Source organism: Nostoc sp., from assembly GCF_036917435.1.
Lineage (GTDB): Bacteria > Cyanobacteriota > Cyanobacteriia > Cyanobacteriales > Nostocaceae > Nostoc.
Genome location: NZ_JBALDM010000040.1, coordinates 43,722 through 65,623, shown reverse-complemented (window position 1 = coordinate 65,623; position 21,902 = coordinate 43,722). Strand labels below are relative to the sequence as shown.

Sequence of the window (21,902 nt, the reverse complement as noted above, 5' to 3'; positions counted from 1 at the left end):
GTTGTTGAAAATTTTTGCGGTTACGATACAATCCACACTAGAGATTTACCAGACCATATTAAAAAACAAATTTTGTTACATACAGTAGGCTTTAGCTTCCCGTTCTAGACGTTCAATTTCTCTTTTCCACGACTCAAGCCTGTTTTCTCGCTGTTGCAATTTATCTGCTGTCGGCTTCCTGGAAGGCTGGGTATTTTGATTAGGCAGAATTCCATGATTTTTAAGCCAAATGGGGGAAAATTCCTGCCAAAGAAATAGATGATCGTGCTTATCGCCACCTAGACAACGAATCCGCTTGACTGAAAGAGTAGATTCACCAAAGAGGATTTGCTCATTTCTGGAATTTTTCGGAAATAGGCGCGTCTCACTACCTCTTCCACGAAAGAATTCGACTACAAACCACTCACCAAAATCAAATATACAAACCTCTGTTGGATCGCTACCATCATCCTCTAACAGATCAACATCACCTTGGATTTGATACCCGATAGCAATTTGTGATGTTTTGGGTAACAAGATGCGAAGCCGTTCAAAGCGGTTACTGTAATTAGCCCAAAAGTCTCTGCGTCTACATAGCTGATTTAACTCGAAGTCTTGTAAATCTAGCCTATTCAATATGAGATTTACTAACTTTTGGAAGTCACCATAATTGATACCTCCAATCCACTCTCGAAGTTTTTGCCTTGCCGGATCTGAAAGCTTATACCAATTTTCACCATTTCTATAGTTATTTCGCAACCAATCAACGAGTAAAGAATGATTGCTTGCTATATTATTGGAAACATTCATGAGTAAATAATTAACAGCTTTTATTTGCTGAGTATCTGACATTTCATCCAAACATATTAACAGCCATTTTACCTGCTGATGATTTGGAGAAGTAATTGTAGTAAAATACGGAGTTATATCTTCTATGAATTGGCTAAATAATGGAATATAAGCAGGTAAAATGTCTCGGATATTATTTAGCAATCCAGTTCTATTAACACTTTTTTCACAAGCAAGTTTCGCTAATTCTCTACCTGGTTTTTTACTGCAAAACGCCCGAATAATTTGAACTGATAGCAGGTGACTAACTAAGCCAGAATTAGCAAAGATATCAAAAGATTCAGCTAAAGACTCTGCTAACACCTGTTCTTGCCGATCGCCATAATAAAGAGCTAAATGCCACAATAACTGATGCTGCAACCATAAATTAGAAATTCCTACGTTCCAAATAGCTGCTGATGTTTTTACGGATCGGTCAATATTTTGCTGATCCCACTCTGCTTTAGCATGGATGCAGTAAACCCAGTCCAATTTACTTACTCGATCGGCTTTACCCTGTTCAATAGCTTCTAATACTTTATCAACACTTGGTATTGATATCGTTGCATTTGGTAACTTACTTGCAAGCTGAATAAGTTGATTAGGACTACATTGGGGAGTTTCAGGTAGGGAAGGAATGGAAAATTGAGAATTCAAAATTATTTATCCTTTAAAGAGAGGTTTTTGCGATATCTTTCTTTAACTCATCACTGCGAAACTGAAAACGGAAAACTACCTTGCGATCGCTTGGGTTATCACGTGTTTTATCAGATTCAATTTCTCCACGACCAGCAGCTAATATTTTCTGGCTTAAAGGTGCTTTTGTAGGGAAATTCATATCATAAAAAATATATTTGTAAACTGATGCCGAGCGCAACAAGCTTAGTTGTAGATTGGTTTTATCGTCTCCATCTGAGCTAGTGTGACCTTCTATAACTACACGGCTAATTTCCTGCTCAAATTCTGGTTTTGAGAAAATCACCCCACTGTAAACGGGAATAAAGCGACGTAAAAAGGCTTTACCATCTGGTTTAAGCTCGGTACTCCCTTTGGCAAAAAGAATTGATTCTTGGATACTTATATCCCCAGTTTCTGGGTTAACTTTGACATTAATATTGTTGCTTTTCATTTGTCCGACGACATTACCAATTACTACCCGTTTTGGTGCATCCTTTTCTGCTAGCTGGAGTAGTACAGTGATAAATAGCAAAGCAAAAAACATTAGTAAACTAGACATCATATCGGCAATAGACAAATAGATACTAGAATCATCATCGGGAATTTCTGTATCCACAAATTCGTCGCTGACAAAATCAGACATTGTAATTACTCCATTGGTAATTTAGTATTTCTTATTTGCTGCTACCAGCACTTCTGCTGTTTTGAGTAAATCTCCACAAACTCTAGCCATAGAAGTATCTGCTTGTTTGAAAAAGCTTTCCTGTAAGTTAACAGTCCTTTGCATAGAAACTTCAAGATGACCCTGCCAAGACTGAAGGCTATTCTCAAACTTTTTATTCAAATTTTTGTATGAATTGTCAACTATGTTCACTTGCTTGGCAATATCAGTAGTAAGATTTGCTAGTTGTATTAGTCGTTGTGAATCGTTTAATCCAGCCGCACAAACTAATTGATTAATTTGTTCCACAGACTCCTGAATTTTAGTCATACTTTTGTCCACTTCTTGAGTCAATTTACTACGTCTTTCAAATTCCTCTCTGAAGACTTGATCAAGATTGTTCACAACTCTAGATAATCCATCCTGTTGTTTGCCTAGCGTCCCCTCAAGTAAGTAGTTTTGTTCTTGAAAGAATGTCTGTAAATTTGCTTGATATTCTTGCCGGAATCTCGTCAAATCATCTTCTACTGTTTGGCGAGTTGCTGTAAGTGTTGCGTCGATATTTCCTAAAGTAGCCAAAAGATTATCCTTTGCATCATTCATCAATCCAGAAGCTTGATTACCCACTGTTTGTAGAGTATTAGTTTGCTCATGAAAGGTTGTGTTTGCTTGAGTGAGAATTTGGATAATTCCAGTCCGAGTAGCTTGAAGCATCTGTTTTTCTACTGCGGCGCGTTCTTGTAGCGCTGTTTGCAGTTCCTCTCGAATTCCTCGGAAGGTAGCAGCAGCTTGCACTGCGCTGGCTTCAAAAGCACTTCGCTGGGCTGTCATTCCTTCGATACTGTGAACTACGGCTCGATTAATTTCCTGTCCTGTTTCTTGTAAAACACCTCTTGTATCTGTCTGGAATTGATTGAGAGTGTCTCCCAAATTATTAGCAAATCCTTTAAGTTCTACCAAAGTTTCTTTTTGAAATTTCTCAATTGTCAAGATGGAACTTGCCAAATTTTTAGAGATACCACCTAATTCTCTATGCAGTGTTAGTACTGCGGTAGAAGCTTGCTGTGTTAACTCTGCACTTCTATCTAATCTATCTGCAATGGGTTCGAGTACCTGAACTCGCAGATCCTTGATGAGTTCTTCTAAAACTTTTTGTCCCTGATTTTCCTGGAGTTCTCGGAGTTGTTTCTGCTCTTTGAAAATTGCTTCTAAAGCTGGAAATATCTGCTGACGCACCGCTAGGGCAATAGCTTGGGCTGATAATTGATTTAACCCGGCGAACTGTTCTGCAATACTCTTACCTACAGCTTGACCAATGCCTTCTGCATTTAGCTGCTTTAGTCCAGTTAAATTTTTTGCTACAAGGCTAAGTGCTTCAGTGACTTCACGGTTGGCATTTTGTTCTGCAATACTCTTACCTACAGCTTGACCAATGGCTTCAGCACTCGGTTGGTTTAACCCTGACAATTTATTTCCTACACGGATAAATGCTTCAACTAGATCGCCATTGCTATTATCTGTTGTTTTTAAAGTTGTGATCGCATTGAGTTTATGGCGTAAACTATCACGCCTTCTCTGCCGTCCCGAATCACATACAAACAAAACTAAGGTGAATACACTACCAGAACCAAGCCCCATCATGGAAGTGGAGAAAGCTGTTTTCATTCCCACTAGTAGCTCTTTACTCGCAGTCATTAGTTCTTTAGGATTTTCTGTAGATAAATTGATTCCTTGGAGTCCCTGTTGTATACCATAAAAAGTTCCTAAAAGCCCAATAGCAGTACACAAGGTTGTCACGAAACGCAGGGAACTACGAGGTATTGGGTGGGTTAAGACAGATGGATACTTTATAAGTACGAACTTGCTATCCTTTTGCGCTTGTTGACTACTTCTAATTCTGCTTAGATCGTTGGTTCCTAAGTGGTCTGTTAACCAGGAGCGAACTTTATCTAAAAGCTTTACATTTTTATCCTTTTTCAAATTACTCAAAAATTTAATTGCGGCTTCAGTTGTGCCACACTCTGAGAGCCAATATTGCCATAATGTGTAAAGCTCGATAATAGTTGCGACTATTAACACAAAAGCAATTGCCCAATGAAAAGGTTCGTTATGCCAAATAATGTCCCAAACTTTTGCCATTTCGACGCTGCACCCCTCTTGTTTATTTTGGTTATATCTTTTTGAATTGCTCTAATTCTTTATCTGCAAGAACTTCTTGAGCTACCCGCATTGGGAGATGTTCTGCATACAGCCGATTTCCTATAGGTTCCCGCAGACGTAAGCTATAAACTGGCTCACCTTCTGCCTTTTTGTCCTCAATTAGATAAACCTGTTCTGGTGCATAGCTTCGCAACAAACGCACCTGCAAACAGGTTTTTAAATCCCGTGAAGAAATAGATAGGGGTGAATCTTCTCCAAATAATTCACGAGCTACTTTCCAAGCGTGGTTAACTGCCACAATTTCGTTAACCAATTTTTCCATCGAGGGATACAATAGACATCTCCAGGATTGAGGTATTGACCCTGACTGCACAAGGCTTTGATCTTCTTTTTCAGAGATGTCTAATAGTGTTGTAGTTTCACTAATCAATGCTTTTGACCTACTTGCCTGAGCTTCAATAGGTCTATAGTTCCCAGAATGGAAATTTATTTAACTTTGTAAAGCTATTTTTATAAAAGTTGTTTCTGATGCCAAATTACTCTTTGCGCGTTAAAAAATGTAGAGTGTGTTACCGCGTTTAAAGCACCGAAAATCTGAAATGGTGCGTTACGGAAGCCGTAACACACCCTACAGATGCAATATCAAACAGCAATCAAACAGCGATCGCTCTTTCTCATAAGTAGCAAATTCTCCGCGCACCTCTGCGCTTACCTTTGCGCCCCTCTGCGTTTCAATTTCCGCCCTCAATTCGCCACAATTTTACGTAAAACTAGCAATCGAATTATTCAAGGTGTGTCATTAAGTTCATAGTTCACTCTACCACTACGCAACTCAAAATCTCACAAAATCTCTGCCAACTTTACTAGCAGACTGTTTACTAAATCAAATAACCTGATATCATTTGTACTAATACTATTTCCTTCACCACCTAACAAGTGTCTTACGGCAGATAACCTGTCATTAGGTTCAGAAATTCTCCAACATTCTTCTAAGTTTACTGCAAAATCAAATAGCGATCGCTCTCCTAAATGCTCTCTTACTTTCACAGCGACACTATCATGACTTACCAAAAATTCTTTGATAGCATCTAATTGAGAATTACCTAATATCTCGTCATGTCCCCACGTTTCTAGCCAGTCTCCATCAACATCATCAACGTAAAAATTTACAAAATCAACCCCGTAAGTTAACCAGTTCTGCTGCATTTGTCGCGCTGTTGCTAAAGCTTCAGCAAATGTATCTACTTGATTGTTGCAGTGAGTTTCTCTTTTGTTAGCCATAAAAGCTCTAATTAGCACGTAAGTATGTAGGCTGAACACAAATCTGGAATATCAAATTCCTTAAAGTTCACGAAAATTTTAAATATTTGCCACCAGAAAGGTAATCACTGTTATACAGGGCCACGTTGACTAACTGGTTGACAAAGTTGGCATCCTTGGGATTGTAACTTAAGAACAATCCTCTCTCTATTTCCCACGATCGCAGTGTATTTTGCCAAGCTTGGTACTTTTGGTAATTAAGTTCTTCAGAGACACTAGTAACTTGAATACAAAGTGGTTGATTGTTACGACTACTAACAATTAGGTCTGTTGCCATCGATAGGTCGGCGATATAGCGCTGCCAAAAACTACCTTCTCGACTAACAACATCTTGAGCTATTGATTTAATGATATCATCATCAACCTGATTAAATTCACCTGACATCAATTTTTGTTTCCAAATATAAAATTTGGAGTCACTTGCATTAATCCATCTGGGAAATAGATAACCATACCAATATCTCTCAATCGGTGTCATCAACTCAAACTTTGCTTTCTGTTCTTCTTCCGAAGGTAAGGATTTGATTATCAGCCAAATAGTAGAATCCGTAATTACCTCTAAGAGAAATGCAATCACAAATGGTTTTGCAGTCAGGGAACCTGGCTTGATATTCTTTACCCAACGATTGATTTCATCTAATCTTCTCGCCAAATTATGATCTACCGAGGAAGCTTGCTCGATAAGGGATTTTAACTTATCCTTAATCTCTGTTGCTTGCAAACTATGCCCTACTTTCAGAAGATAACGCTTTTTTTACACATTTATAACTAAATTCTAACTTGAAAGTGTACTCAATTAATTTCCTAATGTCGTTAAATATTTTCTAAGTCGATGCCCTGTGTACGTAATACTTCCCGCAATCGAGCAAGTTCTTGCTCTGCTTGTTGGGCACGTTCTTCTGCCTGTTCAGCACGTAAACGTTCTCGTTCAGCTAGTTCCTCTGATGATAATATCAATTGATTTTCAGTAGTGAAGAATCTTAATTTACCTTCATATACTCCCAAATAAAGTTCTAACTGCTGGCTCCACAAACGTCCATCAGTGGTTACTTGAATTTCTTGATACTTCCCATCAACTAAATGAAATCCCTGAAGTTCCATTGTTACAGGGTGAAACCAGAAATAATCTGGTGTACGGAAGGTATCTTGATAAACTTGTTTTTTTAAACCTTTATCAACTACTGTGGTTGAACTTGACAAAATTTCTACAATCACGTTAGGATACTTGCCGTCTTCTTGCCAAACTACCCAACTCTTACGGTCTTTTTTCTCGGTTCCCAAAACTACAAAAAAGTCTGGGCCTCGGAAATATTCTGATTTTTTCTGATTAGGACTATAATAAACTGTCAAATTACCAGAAGCATAAAAATCTTGCCTTTCTCGCCACCATAATTTTAGGATGCGAATCAGCAGATCGATTTGGTCACGGTGTAAATCGCTTTCCAGGGGTGGTTCGTCACTCAGTATATCGCCATGAGGAAAAATTACTTCTTCTTCTGAAATATTATCAGAGATTAACTCTAAAGTAGCAGGTTCCGACATCCGCGATCGCTCCGCAATTTATTTACTGAAAATTTGGTAACTTACAGATAGCTTTGAAAACTTGCAATAACTCAATCGCATCTGGAGATTCGTTTAAACTTAATAATGGCATTAACTGATAATTTGGCTGCTCGTCACGTCTTAAATGAACAAATTGATAACGTAGTCCGTTAGTTGCCAGTCCCCAAACTGATGTTTGTTGCTCTAAACTCTTAAAAGCATAAGTGAGTAATTGAGGTAAACCTTCACCAACTTCAACAGCACTATTTTTTGTTTCAATCACTACAACCCAAAATGGCGGCGCAATATTACTTTGAGGACTGTTGATTGCTAAAATATCCATCCGTCCGGTAATTCTTCTGTCTTCATCTTCAACTGCGATCGCAATGCTATCTTCCATTGTCAACCGAATTGGTATGTCGTAAAATCCTGCTAACCGCATTAGTGGCGCAATTGTTAAAAATTTGACTAAACCTTCAGAAATTTTACGATAGCTTAAGTAACGATCAAAATCGTTTCTGATTCGTAATAAATCCTGCTGTTCAAACTCAGAGAGTGGTTCTAGACTCAAGAAGTCTGTAAATGAACCAGTCGCAAGCTTATCTAATTTAAGAAAGCGATGTACATCGTTGAGAGATAGGCTGCTAGCTTCGACGGTAAGCGTCATAGTTTCAGGCGTTGTTTGTCAAGACTACTTATATTTTGCAACATTCCCGGTAGATAGGCTGCAATCTCATATCTTTACATTTTTCGATGCTTGCTTTTAGTAGCTGAAAATCAATGTAAACTAAATAACTCGGCAATTTCCACCTAACTTAACGAAAATCTAAACACCGTGTAGCACAAGTAAGCTAAGAATAGTTTTTAGTAATAATAGCGATCGCACTCATAACTAACCATGCCTGAACCAAATATCGAATCAATTCTCCAAGAGAATCGCCTCTTCCATCCCCCTAGTGAGTTCTCGCAGAATGCCCACATCAAAAGTCTAGAAGACTATCAACGTCTGTATGACAAAGCTAAAGCCGATCCGCAGCAATTTTGGGCAGATTTGGCGGGAACAGAATTAGAATGGTTCCAAAAATGGGATACGGTATTAGACTGGCAACCACCTTTTGCTAAGTGGTTCGTTGGCGGTAAGATGAATATTTCTTACAACTGCCTTGACAGACATCTTACTACTTGGCGCAAAAATAAAGCAGCCTTGATTTGGGAAGGAGAACCAGGTGATTCTCGTACCCTAACTTATGCCCAACTGCACCGAGAAGTTTGTCAGTTTGCCAATGTGTTGAAGCAACTGGGTGTCCAAAAAGGCGATCGCGTTGGTATATATATGCCAATGATTCCCGAAGCTGCGATCGCCATGTTAGCCTGTGCGAGAATTGGCGCACCCCACAGCGTAGTATTTGGTGGTTTTAGTGCCGAAGCTTTGCGCGATCGCTTAATTGATGTTCAAGCTAAATTAGTAGTCACAGCTGATGGTGGTTGGCGCAAAGATGCGATCGTTCCTCTCAAGGAACAGGTAGATAAAGCCTTGGCTGATGGTGCTGTTCCCAGTGTCGAAAACGTCCTCGTTGTCAAGCGCACCGGACAAGAAACTGATATGCAGTTGGGCGGACGCGATCATTGGTGGCATGATTTACAAAAAGGAGTATCAGCCGATTGTCCCGCCGAACCAATGGACAGCGAAGATATGCTGTTTGTCCTCTATACTTCTGGTAGTACAGGTAAACCGAAGGGCGTAGTGCATACAACTGCTGGTTATAATTTGTATACCCATATCACCACCAAATGGATATTCGACCTCCAAGACACAGATGTATATTGGTGTACCGCAGATGTAGGTTGGATTACGGGACACAGCTATATAGTATATGGCCCTCTTTCCAACGGTGCAACAACCGTGATGTATGAAGGTGCGCCTCGTGCTTCTAATCCTGGTTGTTTCTGGGATGTAATTGAAAAATATGGCGTTAATATTTTTTATACTGCACCTACGGCAATTCGGGCATTTATTAAGATGGGCGAACAACATCCCAATGCGCGAAATCTGTCTTCATTGCGATTGCTGGGAACCGTCGGCGAACCCATTAACCCCGAAGCTTGGATGTGGTATCAGAGAGTAATTGGTGGCGATCGCTGTCCAATTGTTGATACTTGGTGGCAAACCGAAACTGGCGGTATCATGATTACACCGCTACCAGGAGCGATCGCCACAAAACCAGGTTCCGCAACTCTTCCCTTCCCTGGAATTATCGCAGATATCGTCGATTTAGATGGAAACACCGTACCTAATAACGAAGGCGGTTATCTGGCAGTGCGTCATCCTTGGCCAGGAATGATGCGGACAGTCTACGGCGATCCAGAACGCTTCCGCCGCACCTATTGGGAACACATTCCGCCCCAAAATGGGAACTATACTTACTTTGCTGGTGATGGCGCTAGACGGGATGAAGACGGCTATTTCTGGGTCATGGGTCGTGTAGATGACGTACTGAATGTATCAGGACACCGCCTTGGTACAATGGAAGTAGAATCAGCCTTAGTTTCTCATCCAGCCGTTGCAGAAGCGGCGGTAGTGGGTAAACCAGATGAACTCAAAGGTGAAGAAGTAGTTGCTTTTGTGACATTAGAAGGCACTTATCAGGGAAGCGAGGAACTGATTAAAGAACTTAAGCAGCACGTCGTCAAAGAAATTGGTGCGATCGCACGTCCGGGAGAAATTCGCTTTACCGACGCTTTGCCCAAAACGCGATCGGGTAAGATTATGCGGCGCTTATTGCGGAATCTAGCTGCTGGACAAGAGGTATCTGGTGATACTTCAACATTAGAAGATAGAAGCGTGTTGGATAAATTACGGCAAGGTACTTGACACTCCCCGCGATAAATCGACGGGGATTCTTGGTTCAACGAGACCACTTAAACTAGGTTCCTTGCGTTACCTAACCCAGAGGTGGGACTCTCCCCAAGCGTTAACTTTGGGTATGCCCTACCCTAGTTGCATTGCTGAGGCAGTGCATTGGGCGGCTATGCCGACTTGTTCGCGCAGCGTCTCCCCTTGGGAGAAGCAACTGCCGTGCAAGTCCTGTTTAGTTTGAAACAAATAGTTCAAAAATCTGATTCGTCTAGCTCCTATAAATCTTTTACCTACTGCTAGGAGGAAACTAGAACAATGCAGTAGAACCGCATAGATGAGGCAGTGCAGTCTTGGGGTCTCCCCAAGTAGAGCAACTGCCGTTCAATTGTCAAGGTTCAGGTGTCTTTCGACGACAAGGTTTTTTAAGTGGTTGATTACCTTTCCACTATCATTACTATAGTGTATTGGTACACTAATTAATTGAAAGCCGTCGTAGAACGACGGGGCTTTAAACCCAATTTTTCGGTAAATAATTCCGAATCATCTTGTAGGGATGCACAGATGTGCATTCCTACTTGTGGTACATCACACCTAACGCACTCACATTTTATGATGGACATAAGAACATTATTGAGGCATTGAGGGCGATGAAGCTGAAGAGCAAACCCAAATCAGCATTTGTTCAACCTTTTAGCTGTATGATGCTGGGTATTTTAACTGTAATTGGTCTATCACCATTAGCGTTAGCCGTTTCTGCAAAAGTTTCTTTGCATTCGCCAGAACAGGATGCAGAGATACAACCACAAAAACTAGCACAGTTTTCAGACACCGGATCGCCAGAGCGATCGCAGATGTTGCAACAAGCCAATGCTTTATTTAATCAGGGAGATTTAACGGGTGCAGAAGAAAATTTACGCAAGTTAGTTAAAAAATTCCCAGATGATGCATTTGCACACTTTCAACTAGGAAATGTGCTTTTTCGGCAAAAGAAACCAGAAGAAGCAATTAGCGCCTATCAACAAGCCATTCGTCTCAAGTCAAAATACGCTCTAGCTTACAATGCGATCGGCATGGTTTATGCTAGCCAAAGTCGCTGGGAAGAAGCCATGACTGAATATAAAAAGGCTCTAGAAATCAATCCTAATTATGGCGAAGCTCTAACTAATTTTGGACTGGTATTGTGGCAAACAAATAAAAAAGATGAAGCACTATCTTCTTTAGAAAAAGCTTTAAATATTTTCAAAGCACAGAATAGAGGTGAAAAAGTTAACCAAGTTGAACGATTGTTAAAAGAGATCAAAACCGATAACGATCCTAATGTTTCCTGAGATAGGACTTACCCAAAATTGTCTCAAAAATCTGATGTGTCGTAACGGTAATTAATGAATTACCGCTACTTCAGAATTTTTTTGCTTAGGGCTTTCCAACAAATAAATTATCCATTTTGTGGGATGGGCATCTTGCCCGTCCCCAATATTAGGACGGGCAAGATGCCCATCCCACAAGAGAATTTGGGATATTTTTTTATTTGGAAGTCCCTTAAGTCCTGTGAGAATAAGATTATCGGGGGATGTAATAGCCTCATTATGTAGCTTCCATCTCAGCCAATTCTAACCAGCGTTCAGTCGCCACATCGATCGCGTGCTTGAGCTTTTCCACGCGATCGTAGAGTTTCTGTACTTCGCTGTAATTCTCCGGTGATACATTCCCTAGCTTTCTCTCAGTTTCTGTCTTCTCAGCCTCTAACTGGGCAATTTTACCTTCTAACTGCTCAAATTCCTTCTTTTCCCAATTGGATAATCTCCGTCGCTTTGTATTTTCTACATTCTTGGGTGAAGCCGCACCATTTTGGACTTCGACATTTTTGGGCTTCTCCTTAGTGTTCGCAGCCTGTTGTTGTGCCTCTTCAGCCTTCTTATAGTCCAGATAAATTGAGTAATTACCTGGATATAGCCGCAGATTACCGCCTTCCTCAAAGGAAAATACTGTGTCGATGGTGCGATCGAGAAAGTAGCGATCGTGAGAAACTACAATTACACACCCGACAAAATCTTCTAAATAATCCTCAAGTACTGCCAATGTCTGAACATCTAAATCATTTGTCGGTTCATCTAAAATCAAGACGTTGGGCGCACTCATCAACACCCGCAATAGAAATAAACGGCGTTTTTCACCACCCGAAAGTTTACTAATTGGGGAATATTGTTGATTACCAGGAAACAAAAACCGCTCTAACATTTGCGAAGCAGTAATTTGAGTTCCATCGGTAATTTTGATAAATTCTCCTTCTTCTTTGATGTAGTCAATCACGCGCTGACTTTCGTTTAAAGCTGTGAGCAATTCTTCAGAATGCTGGTCAAAATAACCAATGTGAATTGTAGTCCCAATATCTGCAACACCTGAATCTGGCTTAATTTGTCCAGTAATAATATCCATTAAAGTGGATTTACCAGCACCATTAGCGCCGATGATGCCGATGCGGTCTTCTGGACTAAATTCGTAGCTGAAATTATTAATCAGGGTGCGTCCATTGTATGCTTTAGAAACGTTATTTAATTCAATAACTTTTTTGCCAATACGACGACCAACTGTAGAAATATCAACTTTACCCTGAACTTCTTTAAATTCAGTATCCCGCAGAGCATGAGCGCGGTCAATTCTAGCTTTTTGCTTAGTACTCCTAGCTTTCGGCCCTTTTTTCAGCCATTCCAACTCCCGCCGCAATAAGCCTTGATGTTTCCGTTGGCTACTTACGGCAGAATCTTCAGCTAAAGCTTTCTTTTCGAGGTAATATGAGTAGTTACCTGTATAGGTGTAAATGTCGCCTCGGTCGATTTCAACGATCCGATTGGTGACGCGATCTAGAAAATAGCGATCGTGGGTAATCAGAAAAAGTGCGCCGCGATAGCGATTTAAATAACTTTGTAACCATTCAACAGAAAGAGCATCTAAATGGTTTGTCGGCTCATCCATCAGCAAAGCATCTGGTTTTGCTAACAATGCTGATGCTAAAGCAATCCGCTTGCGATAGCCTCCAGATAAAGTGCCTATCTTGGCATCAAAGTCAGAAATTCCTAACTTTGTGAGAATGATTTTAGCGTTGGTTTCTAATTCCCAAGCATCATTCGTATCCATCTTTTGCATCACCACAGAAAGGCGAGACATCAGTTGACTATCATCTGGATAGTTAGCTAATTTACCTGATAGTTCTTCATACTCACGCACCAAAGCCGTATGTTCACCACTGTCAGCAAAAACTTGCTCTAAAACTGTGTGATTCTCATCTAAATCTGGCTGCTGGGGTAAATAGATAATTTTAGAACCAGAGTTGATGATAATTTGACCGCTATCAATGGATTCTAACCCGGCAATCATTTTTAACAGGGTTGATTTTCCAGAACCATTAGTACCAATTAAACCAACTTTATCGGTAGCATCGAGGCTAAAGCTGGCATCTTTTAAAAGTTCTTTGATGCCAAAGTCTTTTTTAACCGACTGGAGTGTAATAATACTCATAAAATCTAGTAATTTTTCATTGATAGTTAGTTAGTAGGTAAAGTACATACTCTACCTACATTGCCGAATTCTATACAAATAAATCCAAGGGTAAATGTCCATACATTTCGTTGATTCCATCTTCGTGGTAAGACTGACAAGATACTAATACACCACGATGATGTCCAGAGTATGAATCAAGATAGCATAAGCCATTTTTACCATTTAATTTGATATAAACTGGCCCTTCAGGTGTCAATAAGTTGTTTGGTGGTTCATAACCCAAAGCCAGAGAATAGGTTTTCATCGCCAGTATTCCTTCTTCTGCTGTATCAGCACAAATTCCTAAAATTTGATAATCAGCAAGCTTGGTGAGCAAAATTAGAGCATCACGAGTTACTACTTTCTCTGATGGCTTGAGAATCGGCGCAATATCTAAACAGTTAAATTTATTCAGTAATTTTTTCGCTTCTTCGGCGGTGAGATTTTCAGGATTGAGGCTTGACATAAACTTTGATGATGTTTTTGTTGGTTTTTCTGTTGTGTTTGAGTTGGGACTGGCCCAACTTACTAAGTATTATTTACTCAAATTAAAGCCTCAACAAAGCTCACTTCGACTCCGCTCAGTGAACACAGCTTTAAGGTTGATTTTGGACATTTCCAAGGTTGAATAAGAAAGGAACACCGCTTTTTGAGTCACTACCCATAACGAGGACTTTGGGCATCTGAGCGCCGCCACTTTTCCAAGCTTCAATTGCTTCTTTTTGCAAAACTAACTGTCCTCCTTGGGCTTTGAGTGTCTCTGCTAAAAGTCTTTGAGCTTCTGCCCTACCTTTCGCGCGATTCACATCTGCCTGTGCTTCTTGTTCTGCTTCCCGTGCTACATAAACGGCTCTTTGTGCCCGTTGTTCAGCAATTTGTTTTTCTTCCACTGCTTTGGCAAATTCTGGTGAGAATGCTAAATCAACTACGCTAGTATCTAACACAATTATCCCATATTTGTCTAAGCGATCGCCTAACGCTTGATCGAAGTCTTCTTTTAATTCACTTCTTTTAGTAATTGCCTCTTCTACTGTTCTTCTGGCGGCTGCAATTTTAAATGCTTCTTGAGTCTGTGGTGCAATGATTTTCGATACAATATTCTCTAAAGTTCCTTGTTTCCTTCTAACTTCAACTACCTTTATCGGATCGAGGCGAAAGTTGATTGCAAATCTCGCAGATAAATTTTGCAAATCTTTAGTAGAACTCTCTGCTGGTACTTCAAATTTTTGGACAGTTAAATCATACACATCTATCACTGAGATAAAAGGCGGTTTTATGTGAATCCCTTCCAATAAAGCGCCATCTCTCGCTTTACCCAAGATGCTGATCACTCCTGCTTGTCCTGGGTTGATAATGATAAAGGAATTTAGTCCGAGAACCACTAGTGTTGCTAGCACAATTCCTAAAACTGTGCTTTGCCAATTTCCAAATTGCTGATTTTTCAAATTCCTTTCTCCAATATCAATTAGTCATTTGTCATTTGTCATTTGTCATTGGGCATTGGGCATTGGGCATTGGGCATTGGGCATTGGGCATTGGGCATTGGGCATAGTTATTCACCTTTTCTTCTCGCCTTGTTCCCCATTCCCCATTCCCTAGTTTAAGCTTTTCATTGGTTTGTCTAAATGAAATATTTCATCTCAAGAACTTAGCACTGACGGTTTTATGTCCATCCTTAGTGATGATATCAAGCAATTAGAGCGGTTTCTGGATGGGGGAGCTAATGATATCATCCAAGTTTCCACAACTGTTTTAACTTATTGTTGCAAACATCAGGGATATGCAAAACACAGATATAGTTGTTATTGGTAGCGGTATTGGCGGTTTGAGTTGTGCTGCTGTTTTGGCACGCTATGGTTTTGATGTGATAGTTTGCGAAAGCCACTCCATTGCTGGAGGCGCTGCTCATGGTTTTGAGCGCAATGGCTTCAAGTTTGACTCAGGCCCGTCTCTCTACTCTGGACTATCTTACAGCCCCTCAGCTAACCCTTTGCGACAAGTTTTAGATGCAATTGGTGCTGAATTACCATGCGTCACCTACGATACTTGGGGTTGTTGTCTACCAGAAGGTGATTTTGACACGGCGGTTGGTGCAGAGCAATTTTCTGAAGTGCTGATGAAGTTTTCTGGTGATGATGCTGTTGCCGAATGGCAAGAACTCCAGCGCGTTATGGAACCATTTGCTAGTGCTGCAACTTCCATACCACCAGCCGCATTACGCTTTGATTTTGGTGCAGTTAGAACTGTGGGCCCGTTTCTCCCATCTCTGACAAAAAATGTGGCGAATATAATCAAGCTGACAGGCCCCTTCAGCCGGATTATGGATGGGGTTGTTAAAGATTCCTTTACCCGAAACTGGCTGAATTTACTTTGCTTTCTCCTTTCTGGATTACCCGCAGATGGCACTAGCGCCGCAGAGGTAGGATTTATGTTTGCAGATTGGTATCGGCCAAATGCAATTCTGGAATATCCCATTGGTGGAAGTGGTGCTTTAGTTGACACCCTTGTACAAGGATTGGAGCGTCACGGCGGAAAGCTGATGTTGTTAGCTCATGTGGAGGAAGTGCTTGTAGAAGGTAATCGGGCGGTGGGTGTGCGTCTGCGCGATCGCTCCGAAATTCGCGCTAAACGAGCAGTGATTTCTAATGCCTCGGTTTGGGACACACTGAAGTTACTACCAGAAAAGGCAATACCCAAAAAGTACCGCAGTAAACGACAAGCAACACCAGAATGTGATAGCTTTATGCATCTACATCTTGGTATTGACGCTCAAGGATTACAGTCAAATTTGCGGTGTCATTACATCGTAGTTAATAACTGGGAATTGGGCGTAACAGCACCTCAAAATGTGGTGGTGATCTCCATCCCTTCAGTTCTCGATCCATCTTTAGCGCCAGCAGGTAAACACGTGATTCATGTGTATACACCTGGTAATGAGCCGTATGCCATTTGGCAAGGAATGGATAGAAGGAGTGAAGAATATGCCGAACAAAAGCGATCGCGTGCTGAAATAATGTGGAAAGCTTTAGAACGGGTAATTCCAGATATTCGCTCTCGTTGCGAAGTCACACTTGTTGGTACACCTCTAACTCACGAGCGTTATCTCCGCCGTCATCAAGGTTCCTACGGGCCAGCAATTCAGGCTGGAAGTGCTATGTTTCCTGGCCCCAGCACACCCCTACCAGGACTGATGTGCTGTGGCGACTCAACATTTCCTGGTATTGGTTTACCAGCAGTTGCCGCCAGTGGACTGATTGCTGCCAACACCCTTGCACCGATTAATAAGCATTTAGCAATGCTTCAAGATATCAAGTGTATTTAATTTTTTGAGTATAAAATCTAGTTGCCAAGAGAGCCGCACCTACTGCCAAAACTGCTAGTACACTATCAGGTTCGGGTACGGCAGCAACTTGAGCATCAATTCGTGCAGTTCCAGCAAATAAACCTGTCAAGTTAGGTTTGTTTAGTATCTTTGCAAACTCTGGAGAAACCAGCAATTTAACATCAGGGATGGTTAAATTTTGACCATCAAATACCGCAGGTTCTGGAAGACTCAAATCAAACAAAATTGTATCTAAAGAAAATGTGTCTCTTAAAACAAATCCGCTAGCACCTTCGGTAGTACGCCCCGGAGCAAAACCAATTGAAAAGTCACCAACAGTAATTTGATTATTGAAAGTAACAGTACCAGTATGCTCGATTGTCCCTGAGAGCGGAGTAAAACCGCCCTCGTCGCTAAATGTAAAGTTAGTAGCGGAGTCGATGTTGAAGCCAACTAAATAATTACTCGGAATTGGTGCGACTGTATTATTGCTGCCTGTCAAGTCTAGCCCGATACCTTTAAGAATATCTTCGTGATCGCGATCGATGCTAGTAACTCCTGATATCACTTTAAAAGTTGCAGCTTCTACCTGCATAGGCGCAATTGATATAAAAGCTGCGGTAGTGCAACCAACAATCCCTGCAAACTGAGAAAAACGCATATATATCCTTGACGATATTCGTAATTTATTTTATCTAAAAAAAACCTCATAAAAATCCTCTTTATTAATTTGCAAACTTATGCATTATCGCTAAATGTTTACTCTCAAAAGAGAAAAAACACTTTTTTAAAATCTATATGAGAAAAGTGTCAAGCTAATAACAAAATTTCAGTCATACAGTTATGAATACAAAGTAAAATAAGTAGGCACAAATAAACTTAACTCTTCATGAAGAAGCACAAAAATTAAGGAATAAGGCATTAAGGATAAAATTTTATAAAAATATAGCTACTTTTAATCATGCCCAATATCAATTATTTAGCTTTAAATCTATTAATCATAATGTGGTCAAAGATAAGTTTTTCCTGAAATTCTTGATAAGATTAGGTTAAGAGGCAAAGCACCGTCTTAAAGAATTTATAAAGTAAGTGGCGTGGCAAGGCTAAAATAGTGTAATAGTTAAAGGCTGAGAATAGGAATTTAGCGCCAAAAACTCATAAATCTCAGGCACAAATTTCGTCGCTACGTCAGATGTTTTTTACACTAAGTTGAGAGCAATCAACGCACTGGCGCTTGCAAAACACATAGTTTAATTTCCTCTTGCCTACTTACTTGTTCACAAACTTGTTCTAATCCACCAGCTTATTTTCTCCAAATTAGAATCTATTTCCTGCCAAAAGCTTGCTGATGAGTCTGCTTCTCTTGTTGCTGCGAATATTTTCTCTATACTGTCGAAGTTTTTCTGAATCAACTGCTTATCTAGTTTAGAAATATCTAATTTAAGATATTTCAGACGGTTGGGTAACTCTACTTTCTCTTTTGTCGGCAAGTTGGAAATCTGCTCAACTTCTTCTAAAATTTTGTCTATGGATGCGACGACTTCTTCAAGACTCGGTTTTTTAGTTTGTAATTGTAAATCTTTCTCTTCAAAAGTTTCTTCTTGATTGCCTAACTTCACTATTACTATTTTGACGAAGAAAATATTGTAGTCAACCCCACTAACTTCGCCCACCTGATTATGATATTTTCCACTTTTATTAATAATTACTATGTCACCCTTCTCAATTTTGTCTTTCATAATTTCTACAACCTCTAAATCAAATTGCTAGATAATCTCCTCTACAGAAAATACCACTCTAAAGCCACAAACCCTCAGCCCACCGTCTGACTCATTCCAGCTACGGCTGGCGCTGCGACACAGTTCGGCGTTGAAACTCCAAGAACCACCACGTAGCACTCGGCGATTAATATCACCGCCAGTTTCCCAGGCTGTTCCATCTGAGGGTGCATCGCTATAATTGTTGTGCCACGAATCAGCGCACCATTCCCAAACTAGCCCGTGCATATCGTACAATCCAAAGGCGTTGGCAACTTCAAAACTACCGACGTTTGTTGTTTCTTTACGGAATTTGCTTTTTGGTTCGATAGTGCAACTAACTAACTCAGAGGTAATAGTTTCGCCAAAGTGGAAGGATGTTGTAGTTCCAGCCCGACAAGCGTATTCCCATTCTGCCTCACTTGGTAAACGATAGTCGCGTCCGGTTTTTTCTGATAGTCTGAGACAGAATTCTACAGCCTCATACCAAGATACATTTTCTACTGGTCTATCTAAACCTTTGAATTTTGATGGATGGGGATTTAAAGCTTGTTTGACTTTGGGTAAAGCTGCTACTACTCTCCATTGTGCTTGAGTTACGGGAAATTTCCCGATAAAAAATGGTTCGACGGTAACTTTATGTCGAGGACGTTCGTCAGCATCTCCTTCACACTCTGGTGAACCCATCATGTAAGTACCGCCAGAAATTGATACCATTTCTAATGTGATAGATTTACCCAATTCTTCGGCAAAGAAGTTTGCATTACCAATTACACGGGTTACTTCTCTACCACCTGTGTCTACTGTCACTACGTCAAATTTAAAGGTTTCTAACGCGGGTAATGGTACTATTACTTTTTGTGGTGGCGGTGGTAGTATAGATTGAGATATTGAAGTAATTTTAAGGGCAACAGGTTCAATATTCGATGTTGTAAACTTCAAATCATTGATAACTTCTACTGCTGTTTGATATCTTTCGCTAGGTAGATGTTTTAGTAATTTCTCTAAAATTCTCCCTAAGTCTTCGCTGATAGTAATAGCTTTTTCTTGTAATCGTTCGCGCCACAACCATTTAGCATTCATGGCATCATAAATAGGGTCATTAACCTGTCCAGAAGCATCTTGCAAAGGCAAACATCTAGTTAAAAGACGCACGCAAGTTACACCCAAAGCATACAAATCGCTACCATGACAAGCAAATCCAGCCATTTGTTCAGTCGGGGCATAACCAAGAGTATAAATTACTGTAGCTTGTCTTCCTAAACTGGTTTGTGTTACCTGTTTAGCACCACCAAAGTCAATTAATACAGGCTTTTCATCACTTGCACGGCGAATAATATTTTCTGGTTTGATGTCCCGATGAATGACGTTATGGGCATGAATGAATTCTAGAACTGGTAATAAATCAGCTAAAAGTTCCCAAATGTGTCTTTCACTATAGATTTGTTGCTGAACTTCTTGTAAGAGAGTTTTTCCTTGAATAAATTCTTGAACAAGATACAAACTAGTACCTTGTTCAAAATAAGCTAGTAATCTGGGAATTTGGGTATGATTCTCTCCCAGTTCATACAACCGAAAAGCCTCTTCTTTAAAAAATTCTGCGGCTTTGGTGCGTTGTCCGGTTCCCTGAAATTGTGGGAAAAATTGTTTGATGACGCAAGGGGCGTTTAGTCTGTCTACATCTTCTGTAGCATAGGTTCTACTAAATCCACCTTCACCTAATAGTCTTAATACACGGTAACGGCTTCTTAGAAGTTTGCCAAAGTTGCTTTGTCCGCAACTCACACAAAATCTATTGCTATCAGAGTTGAATGGATTTGAGCAATTGGGATTTTGGCAAATTTGCATAATGAGGGGGAAATAGCATCTTCTCCAAAGTTAGCCCCAATATTATCTAATTGAAAACAGTTATGTACAGAAGCGAACACTGAAGTTTATTCATGTGTTTAAACTTCTTTTAACAGGAAAACAAGAAGATGAATAAATTTTATATAAGTAGGTAGACATAATTAAATATAAGATCAAACCTCACCTTCAATTACTCTCCAAAGTATCGGAGAGGGAAGCCGGTGGCAGGGTGAGGTTTTATATTTAATTTGATCCACTTACTTATTTAGATTGGGACGTTTATAAATATTGGTAAATATGAATACATGAGGAGAATGAATGTAGAGATGTTATACCAATTCTGTATGAACATGCGCCAAACTATATAAGGAACGAACCGCAAAGGGCGCAAAGGACACAAAGAAGAAAGGAAGGAAGCCAAGAGATTTGGCGCAACTTCACGAAGAAATGGTAAGCTGTCGTGCATTTAATTTGGACAGCTAGGGCGGGCAAGATGCCCACTCCACAAGAGATTTATTTTTTTGAGGATGCAAATTAAAGTATTTTCAGCTTATTACATTGCAACGTCTTTTTTAAGATAGCTTTTTTTGAAATCCGAAAAAGTTCACGGAGAACCAAGTTATCCATAATTTTGATTATTAATTACAAGTCTTATTTTCAGCTTTTATTTTCTCCAGAAGCGCGAATTAATTCAGCTATCAAAGCAACGATCGCAGATACTGAAATTAACATGACGCTTAAAGCGTTAATATCAGGCTTGACTCCTGTTCTAATGCGGCTAAAAATCTCCATTGGTAGGGTGTTAGAACCGCTACCAGCAGTAAAGCTGGAAATGAGAAAGTCGTCTAGGCTGAGGACAAAGGCTAAAAGACAACCAGCCAAAATACCGGGCATCAATTGAGGTAGCAATACTTGGATGAAAGCTTGGGTTGGTGTAGCGCCTAAATCTAGGGCTGCTTCTTCTAAATGGGGGTCTAAATTAGTGAGTCGGGAAGCAACCACAAGTCCAACGTAAGCCAGACAAAACACGATATGGGCTGCAACTATCGTCCATAAACTCAGGGGTATGGCAAAGGCGGCTAGACAAACTAGGGTAGCTACTGCGATCGCAATATCTGGAATAATCAATGGTAGGTAAGCAACACCCCGATACAATTTCTTGCCAGGAAATTCGTAACCCGCCAAACCAACCGCCATCAAAGTCCCCAACACTGCTGAAACCCCAACTGCACAGCCAGCAACTATCATACTGTTTTGCAAAGCTGATAAAATGCGATCGTCGCTGAACAACTTGCGATACCAATCGAGGGTGAATCCTTGCCAAGTTGCGCTATACGGCGATTGATTGAAGCTATAAAAGCCAAGTACCAATATGGGCAGGTACATGAACACAAATATCATTAGTGAGAAAAC

The 21,902-nt window shown here is 40.3% G+C and carries 21 protein-coding genes; 4 read left to right on the top strand and 17 right to left on the bottom strand.

Annotation, left to right across the window (positions count from 1 at the left end; translation table 11 throughout):
- Positions 1-75: 75 nt before the first annotated feature.
- The 8 genes from V7K98_RS19285 to V7K98_RS19250 all read right to left on the bottom strand — a co-directional run bounded on the left by V7K98_RS19285 (position 76) and on the right by V7K98_RS19250 (position 7,835).
- Positions 76-1,464, bottom strand: coding sequence for an EH signature domain-containing protein (locus tag V7K98_RS19285; RefSeq protein ID WP_335024657.1), 1,389 nt, complete (start codon positions 1,462-1,464; stop codon positions 76-78).
- A gap of 13 nt (positions 1,465-1,477) precedes the next feature.
- Positions 1,478-2,128: an OmpA/MotB family protein gene (locus V7K98_RS19280; RefSeq protein ID WP_335024655.1), complete on the bottom strand. Its 651-nt coding sequence runs from the start codon at positions 2,126-2,128 to the stop codon at positions 1,478-1,480.
- Between the two features lie 21 nt (positions 2,129-2,149).
- Entirely contained in the window at positions 2,150-4,285 is a 2,136-nt protein-coding gene (locus V7K98_RS19275) for a hypothetical protein (protein ID WP_335024653.1), read from the bottom strand.
- 31 nt (positions 4,286-4,316) lie between these two features.
- Positions 4,317-4,736: a hypothetical protein gene (locus tag V7K98_RS19270; RefSeq protein WP_335024651.1), complete on the bottom strand. Its 420-nt coding sequence runs from the start codon at positions 4,734-4,736 to the stop codon at positions 4,317-4,319.
- Between the two features lie 410 nt (positions 4,737-5,146).
- Complete coding sequence (locus tag V7K98_RS19265; RefSeq protein ID WP_335024649.1) at positions 5,147-5,587, bottom strand: hypothetical protein; 441 nt, start codon at positions 5,585-5,587, stop codon at positions 5,147-5,149.
- 67 nt (positions 5,588-5,654) lie between these two features.
- Entirely contained in the window at positions 5,655-6,347 is a 693-nt protein-coding gene (locus V7K98_RS19260) for a hypothetical protein (protein WP_335024647.1), read from the bottom strand.
- Between the two features lie 92 nt (positions 6,348-6,439).
- Positions 6,440-7,168: a Uma2 family endonuclease gene (locus tag V7K98_RS19255; RefSeq protein WP_335024645.1), complete on the bottom strand. Its 729-nt coding sequence runs from the start codon at positions 7,166-7,168 to the stop codon at positions 6,440-6,442.
- A 22-nt stretch (positions 7,169-7,190) separates the two neighbouring features.
- Positions 7,191-7,835, bottom strand: coding sequence for a restriction endonuclease subunit R (locus tag V7K98_RS19250; RefSeq protein ID WP_335024643.1), 645 nt, complete (start codon positions 7,833-7,835; stop codon positions 7,191-7,193).
- Between the two features lie 231 nt (positions 7,836-8,066).
- Here V7K98_RS19250 and acs point away from each other — a divergent pair, with 231 nt between their 5' ends.
- Positions 8,067-10,040 (top strand): acetate--CoA ligase, encoded by a 1,974-nt coding sequence (acs, locus tag V7K98_RS19245; protein ID WP_335024641.1) that lies wholly within the window; start codon positions 8,067-8,069, stop codon positions 10,038-10,040.
- A gap of 117 nt (positions 10,041-10,157) precedes the next feature.
- Here acs and V7K98_RS19240 read toward each other — a convergent pair whose 3' ends face one another.
- Together V7K98_RS19240 and V7K98_RS19235 are read right to left on the bottom strand one after the other, a co-directional pair.
- Positions 10,158-10,280, bottom strand: coding sequence for a hypothetical protein (locus V7K98_RS19240; protein WP_335024639.1), 123 nt, complete (start codon positions 10,278-10,280; stop codon positions 10,158-10,160).
- A gap of 221 nt (positions 10,281-10,501) precedes the next feature.
- The gene (locus V7K98_RS19235; protein ID WP_335024637.1) at positions 10,502-10,645 is read right to left on the bottom strand and encodes a hypothetical protein; all 144 of its coding nucleotides are present in this window, start codon (positions 10,643-10,645) and stop codon (positions 10,502-10,504) included.
- Between the two features lie 27 nt (positions 10,646-10,672).
- On the opposite strand from V7K98_RS19235, the gene V7K98_RS19230 reads away from it, so the two are divergent.
- Positions 10,673-11,353, top strand: coding sequence for a tetratricopeptide repeat protein (locus V7K98_RS19230; RefSeq protein ID WP_335024635.1), 681 nt, complete (start codon positions 10,673-10,675; stop codon positions 11,351-11,353).
- Between the two features lie 256 nt (positions 11,354-11,609).
- On the opposite strand, the gene V7K98_RS19225 is transcribed toward V7K98_RS19230, so the two are convergent.
- The 3 genes from V7K98_RS19225 to V7K98_RS19215 form a co-directional block, all read right to left on the bottom strand.
- Positions 11,610-13,541, bottom strand: a complete 1,932-nt coding sequence (locus V7K98_RS19225) for an ABC-F family ATP-binding cassette domain-containing protein (RefSeq protein WP_335024633.1) — start codon at positions 13,539-13,541, stop codon at positions 11,610-11,612.
- A gap of 70 nt (positions 13,542-13,611) precedes the next feature.
- Complete coding sequence (locus V7K98_RS19220) at positions 13,612-14,028, bottom strand: DUF1824 family protein (protein ID WP_335024631.1); 417 nt, start codon at positions 14,026-14,028, stop codon at positions 13,612-13,614.
- 130 nt (positions 14,029-14,158) lie between these two features.
- Positions 14,159-15,007 carry a prohibitin family protein gene (locus V7K98_RS19215; protein ID WP_335024629.1) on the bottom strand — a complete coding sequence of 283 codons (849 nt, stop codon included), beginning with the start codon at positions 15,005-15,007 and terminating at the stop codon, positions 14,159-14,161.
- A gap of 28 nt (positions 15,008-15,035) precedes the next feature.
- On the opposite strand from V7K98_RS19215, the gene V7K98_RS19210 reads away from it, so the two are divergent.
- Positions 15,036-15,161: a hypothetical protein gene (locus tag V7K98_RS19210; protein WP_335024627.1), complete on the top strand. Its 126-nt coding sequence runs from the start codon at positions 15,036-15,038 to the stop codon at positions 15,159-15,161.
- Positions 15,162-15,342: 181 nt separating this feature from the next.
- Positions 15,343-16,884: a phytoene desaturase family protein gene (locus tag V7K98_RS19205; RefSeq protein ID WP_335024625.1), complete on the top strand. Its 1,542-nt coding sequence runs from the start codon at positions 15,343-15,345 to the stop codon at positions 16,882-16,884.
- On the opposite strand, the gene V7K98_RS19200 is transcribed toward V7K98_RS19205, so the two are convergent.
- The 4 genes from V7K98_RS19200 to V7K98_RS19185 all read right to left on the bottom strand — a co-directional run bounded on the left by V7K98_RS19200 (position 16,871) and on the right by V7K98_RS19185 (position 21,875).
- On the bottom strand, positions 16,871-17,545 hold the full coding sequence (locus tag V7K98_RS19200; protein WP_335024623.1) for a hypothetical protein: 675 nt from the start codon (positions 17,543-17,545) through the stop codon (positions 16,871-16,873). The two genes, V7K98_RS19205 and V7K98_RS19200, sit on opposite strands and share 14 nt — an antisense overlap.
- 616 nt (positions 17,546-18,161) lie before the next feature.
- Positions 18,162-18,623: a hypothetical protein gene (locus V7K98_RS19195; RefSeq protein WP_335024621.1), complete on the bottom strand. Its 462-nt coding sequence runs from the start codon at positions 18,621-18,623 to the stop codon at positions 18,162-18,164.
- A 27-nt stretch (positions 18,624-18,650) separates the two neighbouring features.
- Positions 18,651-20,489, bottom strand: a complete 1,839-nt coding sequence (locus tag V7K98_RS19190; RefSeq protein WP_335024619.1) for a bifunctional serine/threonine-protein kinase/formylglycine-generating enzyme family protein — start codon at positions 20,487-20,489, stop codon at positions 18,651-18,653.
- 657 nt (positions 20,490-21,146) lie between these two features.
- Complete coding sequence (locus V7K98_RS19185) at positions 21,147-21,875, bottom strand: ABC transporter permease (protein ID WP_335024617.1); 729 nt, start codon at positions 21,873-21,875, stop codon at positions 21,147-21,149.
- Positions 21,876-21,902 lie beyond the last annotated feature (27 nt).